The organism is Arthrobacter sp. CG_A4 (assembly GCF_035985125.1).
Classification (GTDB): domain Bacteria; phylum Actinomycetota; class Actinomycetes; order Actinomycetales; family Micrococcaceae; genus Arthrobacter.
In genome coordinates, this window is the sequence record NZ_JAXCID010000005.1 from 101,846 (window position 1) to 114,101 (window position 12,256).

General features: G+C 65.9%; 11 protein-coding genes. 2 read left to right on the plus strand and 9 right to left on the minus strand.

Features of this window, described 5'->3' with window-relative positions; genetic code table 11:
• Positions 1-6: 6 nt before the first annotated feature.
• The 9 genes from RCH07_RS03775 to pdxT all read right to left on the minus strand — a co-directional run bounded on the left by RCH07_RS03775 (position 7) and on the right by pdxT (position 10,023).
• On the minus strand, positions 7-2,400 hold the full coding sequence (locus RCH07_RS03775; protein ID WP_442784767.1) for a RelA/SpoT family protein: 2,394 nt from the start codon (positions 2,398-2,400) through the stop codon (positions 7-9).
• A gap of 163 nt (positions 2,401-2,563) precedes the next feature.
• A complete protein-coding gene (secF, locus tag RCH07_RS03780) occupies positions 2,564-3,583 on the minus strand; it encodes a protein translocase subunit SecF (protein ID WP_326966135.1) in 1,020 nt (339 codons plus the stop codon).
• Positions 3,584-5,344: a protein translocase subunit SecD gene (gene secD, locus RCH07_RS03785; protein WP_326966136.1), complete on the minus strand. Its 1,761-nt coding sequence runs from the start codon at positions 5,342-5,344 to the stop codon at positions 3,584-3,586. It abuts the gene before it with no gap.
• Between the two features lie 105 nt (positions 5,345-5,449).
• Positions 5,450-5,887 (minus strand): preprotein translocase subunit YajC, encoded by a 438-nt coding sequence (gene yajC / locus RCH07_RS03790; RefSeq protein WP_326966168.1) that lies wholly within the window; start codon positions 5,885-5,887, stop codon positions 5,450-5,452.
• A gap of 244 nt (positions 5,888-6,131) precedes the next feature.
• The gene (gene ruvB, locus RCH07_RS03795) at positions 6,132-7,244 is read right to left on the minus strand and encodes a Holliday junction branch migration DNA helicase RuvB (RefSeq protein ID WP_326966137.1); all 1,113 of its coding nucleotides are present in this window, start codon (positions 7,242-7,244) and stop codon (positions 6,132-6,134) included.
• Positions 7,237-7,887 (minus strand): Holliday junction branch migration protein RuvA, encoded by a 651-nt coding sequence (ruvA, locus tag RCH07_RS03800; protein WP_326966138.1) that lies wholly within the window; start codon positions 7,885-7,887, stop codon positions 7,237-7,239. The genes ruvB and ruvA overlap by 8 nt, the downstream gene beginning before the upstream one ends.
• Before the next feature lie 91 nt (positions 7,888-7,978).
• Entirely contained in the window at positions 7,979-8,566 is a 588-nt protein-coding gene (ruvC, locus tag RCH07_RS03805) for a crossover junction endodeoxyribonuclease RuvC (RefSeq protein WP_326966139.1), read from the minus strand.
• Positions 8,563-9,318, minus strand: a complete 756-nt coding sequence (locus RCH07_RS03810) for a YebC/PmpR family DNA-binding transcriptional regulator (protein ID WP_326966140.1) — start codon at positions 9,316-9,318, stop codon at positions 8,563-8,565. The genes ruvC and RCH07_RS03810 overlap by 4 nt, the downstream gene beginning before the upstream one ends.
• Positions 9,319-9,321: 3 nt before the next feature.
• Positions 9,322-10,023 carry a pyridoxal 5'-phosphate synthase glutaminase subunit PdxT gene (gene pdxT / locus RCH07_RS03815; protein WP_326966141.1) on the minus strand — a complete coding sequence of 234 codons (702 nt, stop codon included), beginning with the start codon at positions 10,021-10,023 and terminating at the stop codon, positions 9,322-9,324.
• A gap of 81 nt (positions 10,024-10,104) precedes the next feature.
• On the opposite strand from pdxT, the gene RCH07_RS03820 reads away from it, so the two are divergent.
• Both RCH07_RS03820 and RCH07_RS03825 read left to right on the plus strand, forming a co-directional pair.
• On the plus strand, positions 10,105-11,409 hold the full coding sequence (locus RCH07_RS03820) for a Mur ligase family protein (protein ID WP_326966142.1): 1,305 nt from the start codon (positions 10,105-10,107) through the stop codon (positions 11,407-11,409).
• Positions 11,406-12,254 (plus strand): type 1 glutamine amidotransferase, encoded by an 849-nt coding sequence (locus RCH07_RS03825; protein ID WP_326966143.1) that lies wholly within the window; start codon positions 11,406-11,408, stop codon positions 12,252-12,254. Before RCH07_RS03820 ends, RCH07_RS03825 begins: the two co-directional genes overlap by 4 nt.
• The last annotated feature ends 2 nt before the right edge of the window (positions 12,255-12,256 follow it).

Genomic DNA, 12,256 nt, shown 5'->3' on the forward strand with positions numbered 1-12,256 from the left:
TGCACCTTAGCTGCGCCGCCGGTTCCCGGTTGTGCGGTAGACGTCGAACACACCGTCGATGCGGCGGACGGCGCTGAGTACGTGGCTGAGGTACTTGGGGTCGCCCATCTCGAAGGCGAACTTGGAGATTGCCACACGATCCGTGGACGTATGCACGCTGGCGGCCAGGATGTTGACGTGGTTCTCCGAGAGGATCCGGGTGACGTCCGAGAGCAGGGATTTGCGGTCCAGCGCCTCCACCTGGATTTCCACCAGGAACACACTCGATTGGGTGGGCGCCCAGTCCACCTCCACGATCCGGTCCGGCTGCTCCAGCAGGCCCGAGACGTTGGTGCAGTCGGTCCGGTGCACGGAGACGCCCGAGCCTCGTGTGACGAAGCCGAGGATCGGATCCGGCGGCACGGGAGTGCAGCAGCGGGCCAGCTTGACCCAGACGTCGTCCACACCGCGGACCACCACGCCGGAATCTGAATACCGCGCCTTCGTGACCTGGGTGGGGATGGAAACCTCGGTGAGGTGGTCTTCCGGAGTGCCTTTTCCGCCGAGGCTCTCCACGAGGCGTTCCATCACGGACTGGGCGGAGGTGTGGCCGTCACCCACCCCCGCGTAGAGTCCGGAAATGTCGATGTATTTGAAATCCTCGGCGATCGCGGCGAGGGCATCGTGCGTCATAAGCCGCTGCAGCGGAAGGTTCTGCTTGCGCATGGCCTTGGTCAGCAGATCCTTGCCGCGGTCGATCGACTCTTCGCGGCGCTCCTTGCTGAACCACTGCCTGATCTTGTTGCGGGCGCGGGCGCTCTTGACGAAGTGCTGCCAGTCCTGGCTGGGCCCCGCGCCTTCGGCTTTGGAGGTGAAGATCTCCACCCAGTCGCCGTGGTTCAGTTCGCTGTTGAGCGGAACGAGCTTGCCGTTGACGCGGGCACCGATGGTCCGGTGGCCCACCTCGGTGTGGACCGCGTAGGCAAAATCCACCGGTGTGGAGCCCGCGGGCAGTGCCATGACCTCGCCCTTGGGTGTGAAGACGAACACTTCCCGGGCGTTGATTTCAAACCGTAGCGAGTCGAGGAACTCGCCGGGGTCGGAGGTTTCCTGCTGCCAGTCGACGAGGGACCGCAGCCAGCCCATGTCGCCGTCACGCGGGCTTCCGGGTCCGGCGGCCGCGCGGTTCGGCTGGTCCTTGTACTTCCAGTGCGCGGCGACGCCGTATTCTGCGCGGCGGTGCATCTCGTGGGTGCGTATCTGGATTTCCACCGGCTTGCCGCCAGGGCCGATCACCGTTGTGTGCAGCGACTGGTACATGTTGAATTTTGGCATCGCGATGTAGTCCTTGAACCGGCCGGGCAGCGGGTTCCAGCGGGAGTGCATGGCCCCGAGGGCCGCGTAACAGTCCCGGACGGAGTCCACCAGGACACGGACACCCATCAGGTCGTTGATGTCATCGAAGTCTTTGTCGCGGACGATCATCTTCTGGTAGATCGAGTAGTAATGCTTCGGCCGCCCGGTGATGGTGGCTTTGACTTTGGCGTCGCGCAAATCGTCCGTGATCTGGTTCCGGATAACGCTAAGGTTCTTCTCGCGCTCCGGGGTCCGGTCCCCTACCATCCGCACGATTTCCTCGTAAACCTTCGGGTACAGCGCCGCGAACGAGAGGTCTTCGAGTTCCCACTTGATCGTGTTCATGCCGAGCCGGTGGGCCAGCGGGGCGAAGATCTCGAGGGTTTCGCGGGCCTTGCGCGCCGAGGACTCCGCGGAGACGAACCGCCAGGTGCGGGCGTTGTGCAGCCGGTCCGCGAGCTTGATCATCAGCACGCGGATGTCCTTGGCCATTGCCACGACCATTTTGCGGACGGTTTCGGACTGGGCGGCCTCGCCGAAACTGACTTTGTCCAGCTTGGTGACGCCGTCCACCAGCATGGCGACTTCCGGCCCGAATTCAGCCTTGAGATCGGCTAGCGTATATGAGGTGTCCTCGACGGTGTCGTGCAGCAGGGCCGCGGCGAGCGTGGTGCCGCTGAGGCCCAGCTCGGCGAGGATGGTGGCTACGGCCACCGGGTGTGTGATGTACGGATCGCCGCTCTTGCGCTTCTGGCCGCGGTGGCACCGTTCGGCGACGACGAAGGCGCGCTGGATGAGGTCGAAGTCTTCCTTGGGGTTGTTGACCCGGACGGTCCGTAGCAGCGGCTCCAGGATCGGGGAGTACGCGGGGGCACCTCGACCTGTCAGCCGGGCGAGCCGGGACCGGGTGCGTTCACGCCGGCCGGGGAAGGTGGGCCGGGCTCCCGAGCTGTCAACGGGGACCGGTGAATCGGCGCGTCCGGGAACCACTACACCAGTCCGTGAACCCTGGCCGGGACCCTTTTCCGCTGGTGCTGCCGGCACCGGCGTCGAACGTTCTTCCAATGGAGCACCTCTCACAACCCGTTAATTATTCAAGTCTATTCCCGCAGCAGGATACTTCGATAACCGGCGGGGATACGGCGGCGGGCCGGAGAGCGTCAGGGATGACGTTCTCCGGCCCGCGGATCCGGTTCAGGTGGTACCCGTTCAGGGGCACCGCCGCCGGCTAGGCCGTGGCGGACGTCGCCGATGAGGCGTTCCTGGCCGCCGTCTCTGCGCGGCGCTGCTGCACCCGATGGGCCTGCTTGAGAAGGTCAGGCTCGTTCTGGCGCAGCCAGGCATAGAGCGGGGCCGCGATGAAGATCGTCGCCGCCGTGCCGATCAGGATGCCCACGAACAGGGCCAGCGAGAGGTCGCGCAGTGTCCCGGCGCCCAGCAGCCCCGCCCCGATGAAGAGAATGGCCCCCACCGGAAGGATGGCCACCATCATGGTGTTGATGGAGCGGACCAGGGTCTGGTTGACGGCGAGGTTGACTTCCTCACCAAAGGTGAGCCGCGTGGAGACCTGCAGGTCTGCGGTGTTTTCGCGGATCTTGTCGAACACCACCACGGTGTCGTACAGCGAGTAGCTGAGCACCGTCAGGAAGCCGATGATGGCCGACGGCGTCACCTCGAAGTCGCTGAGGGAGTACACCCCCGCGGTGATGAACATGGTCACCAGCATGCCGACAATCGCCGAGAGTGACATCTTCCAGGTCCGGAAGTACAGCGCCATCAGGATGGCGGCGAGCACCACGAAGATGACGAGTCCCAGCAGGGCCTGCTTGGTGACGTCGGCCCCCCACGTAGGCCCGACGAAGGTCGAGGTCACCTCGTTGTCCGTAACACCGTAGGCAGTGGTCAGGCCCTCTTTGATCCGGAGTGTCTCCTCGTCGGTGAGCTTGTCCGTCTGGATCCGCATGGTGTTGCCCGCGACGTTTGCGACGCGGGGGATGCTGCCGGGGACAACGTCCTCGACTGACTTCTCGCCGACGGCGGTATCCGTCGTCTTGACGTTGGAGACAGTGAACTCCGAGCCGCCGCGGAACTCGATGCCCAGGTTGAAGCCGCCTTTGACGACCGGGAGCAGGATCGAGAGCGCGACGGCGACGGCTGCAATCAGGAACCAGATCTTTTTGGAGGCGACGAAGGCGTAAGAGCGCTTGCCGCTGTAAAGCTCGTTACCGAAATTAGCGAAACTGGCCATTTACTTGCCCTCCTTGGACGGGCTCTTGGCGGAACCAGCGAGCTGTTCCTGTCGTTCCGCGAGCCGTCGTTCTGCGATGGTCAATCGGCGCTCGGCTTCAGCCGTGGCGCCGGTGTTCTTGGCGCGCACTGCAACCGCAGGCCGGTCCTCCGGCACGCGGAGCCGGCCTGCACCCCGGTACAGGGGAACAACGCCGAGACGCTTCGGGTCCAGACCCGACAGCGGGTGGCCTTCACCGAAGAACTTGGTGCGGGCCAGCATCTGCAGGGTGGGGTGGGTGAACATAAAGACGACGATGAGGTCGGCGATCGCGGTCAGGCCGAGGGTGAAGGCGAAACCGCGGACGTTGCCCACTGCCACGAAGTACAGCACCAGGGCGGCCAGCAGGTTCACCGCCTTGGACGCCAGGACGGTGCGCTTGGCACGCTTCCAGCCGTTCTCGACAGCCGAGACGAGACCGCGGCCTTCACGGAGCTCATCACGGATTCGTTCGAAGTAGACGATGAACGAGTCCGCCGTCTGGCCGATGGCCACAATGATGCCCGCAACGCCGGCGAGTGAGAGCCGGTAATTTTCGGTCCAGCCCAGGATCGCGATGGCCAGGTAGGTCAGCGCGCCGGCCACCAGGAGGGAGGCTACGGTGACGAAGCCCAGCGCCCGGTACTGGAACAGCGAGTAAACCACCACCAGCAGCAGGCCGATCAGGCCGGCGAGCATGCCCATCCGGAGCTGCTCCCCGCCGAGGGTGGCCGAGATCTGCTGTTCGCTCTGGATCTCGAAGCTGATCGGCAGGGCACCGAAACGGAGCTGGTCGGAGAGGGCCTTCGCGGACTGCTCGGTGAACCCGCCGGTGATCTGCGGACGGCCGTCGGTGATGACGGCGAGGGAACGCGGTGCCGAGATGACCTGGTCATCTAGGACGATGGCGAACTGGGCCTTCGGGTCCGAGCCGCTCTGGCCGCCGGCGGCGACGTAGAACTGGTAGAGGCGTTCAGTGACTTCCTTGAACTTGGCCGTTCCCGTGTCGTCGAACTGGATGTTCACCGCCCACTCGTTGGTCACAGCTCCCTGCGCGCCGCGCTGCAGCTGGAACGTGGAACCTTTGATGTTGGAGCCCTTGACCTCGACCGGACCAAGGATGTACTTGATGGCGGGCGAGTTGTCGGACGCCGGTTCGCAGGTGACCATCGGCTTGGCCGGGTCGGAGCGTTCCTGCTTGTCCTGCGAGGGGGTGTCACAGTTGAGCGTCTCGAACTTCTTGTAGACGTCGGCGGTGATCCAGTTCTCATCGCTGCTGTTGGCGGGCTCCGCGGCGGGCTTGGGCAGCTTATCTTCCGGGGTCAGTGACTCCGCGGGGACTGCTGCGCCGGGGCCGGCCTGGATGACTGGCCGGAAGTTCATGTCCGCGGATGCCTGGATCAGCGAGCGGGTTTCCCTCGATGGGGTACCGGGAAGGCTGACGACGACGTTCCGGCCGGACTGCGTGCTGATTTCAGCTTCCGCTACGCCCGAGCCGTCCACGCGCTGGCGGATGATCGACACGGCCTGGTTGAGCTGCTCTTCGTTGATATCCGAACCGCCCTCAACCTTGGGCGCCAGGATCATCTGGGTGCCGCCTTCAAGGTCCAGGGCGAGCTTGGGAGCCCAGCTCGCCTGGCCGGCCATGGTGCCGCCCGCCAGGACTGCAGTCAGGACGGCGAGAATTACGCCAAGCCAGACAAGCACCCTGAGGGCTGTGTTTTTGGGGCCAGTTCGTGCCATTGTCGATCTTTCTTCTATTGACGCAAGGAGCGCCGGTGCGGTCGGTGAGACCCGCACCGGCGGATGCCCGCAGCAGTTGCTGCGCGGGATAGCTCACAGGGCAGACTAGCTGCCTTTCTTGCCTTCGTCATTGAGGCGGCGCAGGGTTTCGTCGGGAGTTTCGTTGACGGGAGTTCCGTTGACGGGAGCTCCGTTGACGGGAGCTTCGATGACGGGGGCCGAGCCGTCCGTCTTCTCGATGGTCAGCGAGGATGCGTCGTCGGGTACCACGGCGGGCTCCTCGTCCACAACAACCGGCTCAACGATCTTGGTGACGGCCTGGCGGTGCACCGTCGCGGTGTTGCCGGGAGAGAGTTCCAGCAGGACCTTGTTCTCGTCGTCGTCGATCTCGACGATGCGGCCAAACAGGCCGAAGCTCGTCATGACCTCCACGCCCGGAGCAAACTGCGACTGCAGCGTGGCTGCCTGCTCCTTGGTCTTTTTGTTGCGGCGGAACATCGTGAAGACGAAGAGTCCGAGCATGACGAACAGCAGGATGTTTATTGGATCCACGGGAAAAATTCCATTCTGTACTTGCATAGCTGGTCATCGGCAACGTCTGCTTCGCTCCGGGCCAACCGGGCGGCCGGCGCCCCCGGACAGCCCCCCGGGCAGTGGACCTGTCGGAAGGACTGCCGGAAAAACCATGCCCAGCCAACGGCGGCCAGACGGGGGCCGCGCACAGAAACAAAGACCCGAACGTGCCGAGCGTCATTCCAGTCTAAAGGGAAAAGGCCACGGGGTGGTGCTACTGACTGTTACGGATCCATTCCGGATCGGCTTCTTCGCTCCGGCCGTCCGCGATGTCCGGCTCAAGTTCCCCGGCCTGGAACAACTCAAGCGGGTCCTGACTGAAGATTCCGGGCGGCACTGCAAATCCGAGGTGGGTCCACGCCGGGGCCAGGGCAATCCGGCCGCGCGGGGTGCGGCCCAGCAGCCCTTCGCGGACCAGGTACGGCTCGGCAACGGTTTCCACCGTCTCGGTCTCTTCGCCGACGGCGATCGCGAGCGTGGACAGGCCCACCGGTCCGCCGCCGAATTTCTTGATAAGCGCCTCGAGGACTGCCCGGTCCAGCCGGTCGAGGCCGCGCTTGTCCACTTCATACATGTCCAGCGCCGCGGACGCGGCACGGGCGTCGATCTGCTCGATGCCGTGCACCAGGGCCCAGTCGCGCACGCGCCGCAGAAGACGGTTGGCGATCCGGGGTGTGCCGCGGGAGCGTCCGGCGATCTCGCTGAAACCGGCGGAGTTGACCTTGAGGTCCAGCAGACCGGCGGAGCGCCGGAGCACGAGTTCCAGTTCGGAAACAGAGTAAAACTCGAGGTGCCCGGTGAAGCCGAAGCGGTCGCGGAGCGGCCCAGGTAGGAGTCCGGCCCGGGTGGTGGCACCCACCAGGGTGAAGGGCGGCAGTTCGAGCGGGATGGCGGTGGCGCCGGCGCCTTTGCCCACGATGATGTCGACGCGGAAATCTTCCATCGCCATGTACAGCATTTCCTCGGCCGGCCGGGACATCCGGTGGATCTCGTCGAGGAAGAGGACCTCGCCCTCGGAGAGCGAGGAGAGAATGGCGGCCAGGTCTCCGGCGTGCTGGATGGCCGGGCCGCTGCTGATCCGCAGCGGGGCGTTCATCTCGGCGGCAATGATCATGGACAGCGTGGTCTTGCCCAGGCCAGGCGGGCCGGAGAGCAGCACGTGGTCCGCGCTGCGGCCGCGCATGCGGGAGGCCTCCAGTACGAGCGAGAGCTGCTTGCGGACCCGGTGCTGGCCGACGAAGTCGTGCAGGTTCTTGGGCCTGAGGGCGGCCTCAATGACGCGTTCCTCGGGCTCCTCTCCCCCGGCCACGAGCGACGGCTCAGCCACGGGTGCCTACCCTGTTCCCGGCGCGGGCGCCGTCCTGGCCTAGCCAGCGCAGGGTGGCGCGCAGAATTTCGGCCACGTTGCCCTTCCCTGCGAGTTCGGGAGAGTCGGCGAGGGACTTGTCAATGCTGGTGACCGCATCTTTTTCGGACCAGCCAAGGCTCGTCATGGCGGCGACCACCTGCGGCTTCCAGACAGCTTCCGAGGAGGACGATGCCGCGGGGGCAGCGGCGCCTGCGGTCCCGTGCGGAATGAGCTTTCCTGCCAGTTCCAGCACGATCCGGCCCGCGACCTTGGGCCCGATCCCGGGCACCTTGGTGAACGCCTTGCCGTCGCCGGAGTGCGCGGCGACGCGGATGGCTTCGGGTTCGTGGACGGCCAGCACGGCCAGGGCCAGCCGCGGGCCGACGCCACTGACGCTGAGGAGCACATCAAAGACCTCGCGTTCGTCGTCGCTGCCGAAGCCGAAGAGGGTCAGGGAGTCCTCACGCACGATCAGCGAGGTGTAAAGCTTTCCCTCCTCGCCCATGCGGAGACTGCTGAGCGTCTGCGGAGTGGCGTTTACGCTCATGCCGGCACCATTGAGGTCGATCACGGCGGAGGAAAGACCGATGTGCGCTACGGTTCCGCGGAGAAAACTGATCAAGGCCGGGCTCCTGAAATACGGCCGGCAAAAGCCGGTTATCGAACATATCTACGAATACCCTACCAAGCTCGGCGCCGGTACCGCCGGACATTCAGCGTGAACGCCGCGCTTTGGCCTCGGCGTCCGCCCAGGCACGCTGGGCCGGGGTCAGCGCCCGGCTGCCCGGTCCGGTGCTGACGGCGCCCTCGTTGGAAGTCCCGCTGCCGGCACGCCACGCGTGGGTGATGGCAAGCGCCAGGGCGTCGGCGGCGTCGGCCGGGCGGGGCGGGGCGTCGAGCCGCAGGATCTTGGTGACCAGTTTGGTGACGGCGTCCTTGTTGGACCTTCCGCTGCCGGTGACGGCGGCCTTGACTTCCGACGGCGTGTGCAACGCCACCGGGATGCCGCGGCGGGCAGCCGCGGCGATCACAACGCCGGATGCCTGCGCGACCCCCATCACGGTGCTGACATTAAGTTGCGAGAACACGCGTTCGACGGCGAGGACGTGCGGTTCGTAGTTGTCCAGCCACTCATCGATCGAGGTTGCGATGACCAGCAGCCGCTGGTCCAGGCTTTCCCCGGGAGGGGTGCCGACGACGCCGAACGCCACCAGGGTGGCGCGGCGGTTCCGCTCGACGTCCACGACGCCGATCCCGCAGCGGGTGAGGCCCGGATCGACGCCAAGGACGCGAAGGCTCACTCGGCGCCCAGTGCAGCCTGTACATCGTCGCTGAGGTCGGCGTTGCTGTAGACGTTCTGGACGTCGTCGAGTTCTTCCAGCGCGTCCACGAGCTTCATGAATTTTTTGGCACCCTCGAGGTCCAGCGGAACCTCCATGGAGGGCACGAACTCGGCTTCGTCGGACTCGTACTCGATGCCGGCGTCCTTGAGCGCATCGCGGAGGGCCTGGAGGTCGGTCGGTTCGGAGTGGATCTCGAAGCTGTCACCGTGGTCCTTGACTTCCTCGGCGCCGGCGTCGAGCACGGCCATCAGGACATCGTCCTCGGTCAGGCCGTTCTTCGGCAGCGACACAACACCCTTGCGGGAGAAGAGGTAGCTGACCGACCCGGGATCGGCGATGGTGCCGCCGTTGCGGGAGATGGCGAGGCGGACTTCCGAGGCGGCACGGTTCTTGTTGTCCGTGAGGCACTCGATCAGCAGCGCGGAGCCCTGCGGCCCGCGGCACTCGTACATGATCTCGGTGTAGTCCACCACTTCGCCGGTGAGGCCGGCGCCGCGCTTGATGGCGCGGTCGATGTTGTCAGCGGGAACCGAGGTCTTCTTGGCCTTCGTGACGGCCAGTTCCAGGCCCGGGTTGCCGGCAAGATCCGGGCCTCCCATCCGGGCGGCCACTTCGATGTTCTTGATCAGCTTGGCGAACGACTTGGCCCGGCGGCTGTCGAGGATGGCCTTCTTGTGCTTGGTCGTCGCCCATTTGGAGTGGCCTGACATACTTTACGCTTCTCCTCTGATCATCCGAATAAACAGTTCGTGCACGCGCTTCTCTCCCGTAACTTCCGGGTGGAAGGAGGTCGCCAGCAGCTTGCCGGAGCGCACAGCCACAATTCTAGCCGTCCCGGCCAGGGCCTCGGGGTGGGACGCCCTGGAAGGTTCCACCGTGGCGAGGATCTCCACGCCGTCCCCGACGCGCTCCACCCAGGGCCCGCGGATGAAAACCGCATGTACAGGGGCCACGCCGTGCTCCGTGGCGCTGAACTCCAGGCCTTTGAAGTCGAGGTCCGTTTCGAAGGACTCGCGCTGCCGGCCAAAGGCGTTGCGGCGCACCGTAATATCCAGGCCGCCGAAGGTCTGCTGCGGGTTGCCGGCGAGGTCCCTCGCCGGGTCGGTGATCTCGTCCGCGAGCAGGATCATGCCAGCGCAGGAACCGTAGGCCGGCAGCCCGGCACGGAGGCGTTCGCGCAGCGGGTCCCGGAGCCCGAAGATCCCGGCGAGCTTGTCAATGGTGGTCGATTCGCCGCCGGGAATGATGAGGCCGTCGAGGCCGTCGAGCTCGGCGGGACGCCGGACGCCGACGCCGGTGGCACCGGCTGCTTCCACCGCGTGCAGGTGTTCGCGAAAATCGCCCTGGAGTGCCAGCACGCCGATCCGCAGGCCTGCACCCGCGCGGGAAGGAAGCGCAGAAGAGGGGTTGGTCATCGGTCCAGCATAGTGGCCCGAACACCCCCGGCACCCCGGCCCGGCAGGCTTCCATGCCGCCGCTGGGATATATTACAAAGCATGTTTTACTTCAGCGTTCCGCTCGGCAAGCTCGTCCGCCGGGTCTCCCGGCTCAGGGGCGGAGGCTCTGCCCTCCCCGGGCTGGTCGTCGAAAAAATCGACCCCGGCTTTATGCGCAGGACCCTGTCCTCCCTGCCGCTGGGCGTCGCCGTCGTCAGCGGTACGAACGGGAAGACGACCACCACCAAAATGGTGGTGGAGCTGCTCGAGAGCCAGGGCCTGGCGGTCTTCACCAACCGCACCGGCAGCAATTTCACCCGCGGCGTGGCCGCCGCCCTGCTTGGCGAGGTGGACTGGCGGGGCCGGCTGAGCGCCGACGTCGCCGTGCTGGAGCTGGATGAGGCGCACGCCGTGCACTTCGTCAACCAGGTGCCGCCGCGCTACAGCCTCCTGCTGAACGTCCTGCGGGACCAGCTGGACCGCTTCGGGGAAATCGACAAGACCGCGCAGCTGCTGCAGCACGTTGCCGCCAAAACCACGGAAACTGTTGTGCTGAACCGGGAGGACCCCCGCGTCGCCCGAATCGCGGAAACGCTGAAAACGGACACCCTCGCCGGACCCGGCGTCCTCTACTTCGGCCTCGATGATTCGCTGCTGGGCACTTTCCCCAACGACGACGAGATGCGCGCGGCCCCCGGCAGCACGGTGCCGCCGTCCCCCGCTAAGCCGTCCGCCGACGTCGTGCTGCGCCGGGTCGGTCCGGACGATGCGGACTTCGAGTATGACGGCGTCACCGTCACCACCGCGATGAACCTGCGCGGCGTCTACAACATCTTCAACGCCGCCGCCGCGTTGACCCTGGCCCGGGCGATTTCAGGCGCCCGCGGCACAGGCACCGACCAGGCCGGACTGCTCACCGCACTGTCCAAGGTGGCGCCGGCCTTCGGCCGCGGTGAAAGCCTCGTGGTCGATGGACTGCCGCTGGAACTGGTGCTGGTCAAGAACCCCAGCGGTTTCCGGCTGGGCCTGAAATCCTTCCCGGCCGCCGGCTACGCCACCATGATCGCCATCAATGACAACTACGCGGACGGCCGGGACATGTCCTGGCTGTGGGACGTCGAATTCGATACCCTCCGTGCGGGCGGCGTGGACGGGTTGACCGGCTCCCGCGCCTACGACATGGCGTTGCGGCTGCAGTACGACGACGTCGCCATCGGTGCGGTCATTACCGAGATCGCACCCGCGCTGGCCGCTTTCATCCGCGGCGCCAAGGACAAACCAAAGCGGATCTTCTGCACCTACACAGCCATGCTGGCTATCCGCCGCGAGCTGGCCAAAATCACCACAGTGGAGGTGGTCTCATGACCCCCCAGCCCGAATCCAAGCAGCCCGATTCCAGGCAGCCCGAATCCAAGCGGACAGCGTCCAGTGCGCCCGGGCCCGGGCTCTCCTTCGGCCACGAGTTGCCGCCGGAGGACTTCGCTGCGCCCGGCAAGGGCAGCATCCGTGTCCTTCAGCTGTACCCGCGGGACATGAACATTTACGGCGACTGGGGCAACGCCCTGGTGCTCGCGCAGCGCCTGCGCTGGCACGGCTATACCCCGGAACTGCTCGAGTACAACGTGGGAGACGCGTTCCCGGCGGATGTTGATCTGGTTGTCGGCGGCGGCGGGCAGGATAGCGGCCAGCTGGTCATCCAGGACGATCTGCGCTCCCGGGGGCCTGCCCTCAGGGAACTGGCGGAAGAGGGCACGCCCATGCTGGTGATCTGCGGCCTGTACCAGCTCTTCGGGAAGTTCTTCAGGACCCGGACGGGCTCGGTCCTGCCGGGAATCGGCATCCTGGACGTGGAGACCCACGGCACGGACCAGCGGTTGATCGGCAACGTCTCCGTGTCCTCCCCCGAGTTCGGCACCGTCCTGGGCTACGAGAACCACAGCGGCCAGACCACGCTGGGCCCCGGCGTTTCGCCGCTGGGAACCACGGCCAAGGGCACCGGCAACAACAGCAACGACGGCCAGGAAGGCGCCCGCTACCGGAACATCGTGGCGAGTTACCTGCACGGCTCCCTGCTGCCCAAAAACCCGGCGCTGGCGGACTTCCTCATCCGGACCGCCGTCGAACGCAAGTACGGCACCTTCTCCCCCGGGACACCGGACGACTCCTACGCGGCCCTCGCCCGCGAACACGCGGCCCGCCGGCCACGCTGAAG

What these genes read in the sequence shown, in the direction of transcription:
- pdxT (WP_326966141.1), bottom strand. Translation starts at nt 10,023, where the DNA reads ATGACCAACCCCTCTTCTGCGCTTCCTTCCCGCGCGGGTGCAGGCCTG.
- secD (WP_326966136.1), bottom strand. Translation starts at nt 5,344, where the DNA reads ATGGCACGAACTGGCCCCAAAAACACAGCCCTCAGGGTGCTTGTCTGG.
- RCH07_RS03820 (WP_326966142.1), top strand. Translation starts at nt 10,105, where the DNA reads ATGTTTTACTTCAGCGTTCCGCTCGGCAAGCTCGTCCGCCGGGTCTCC.
- RCH07_RS03825 (WP_326966143.1), top strand. Translation starts at nt 11,406, where the DNA reads ATGACCCCCCAGCCCGAATCCAAGCAGCCCGATTCCAGGCAGCCCGAA.
- RCH07_RS03810 (WP_326966140.1), bottom strand. Translation starts at nt 9,318, where the DNA reads ATGTCAGGCCACTCCAAATGGGCGACGACCAAGCACAAGAAGGCCATC.
- secF (WP_326966135.1), bottom strand. Translation starts at nt 3,583, where the DNA reads ATGGCCAGTTTCGCTAATTTCGGTAACGAGCTTTACAGCGGCAAGCGC.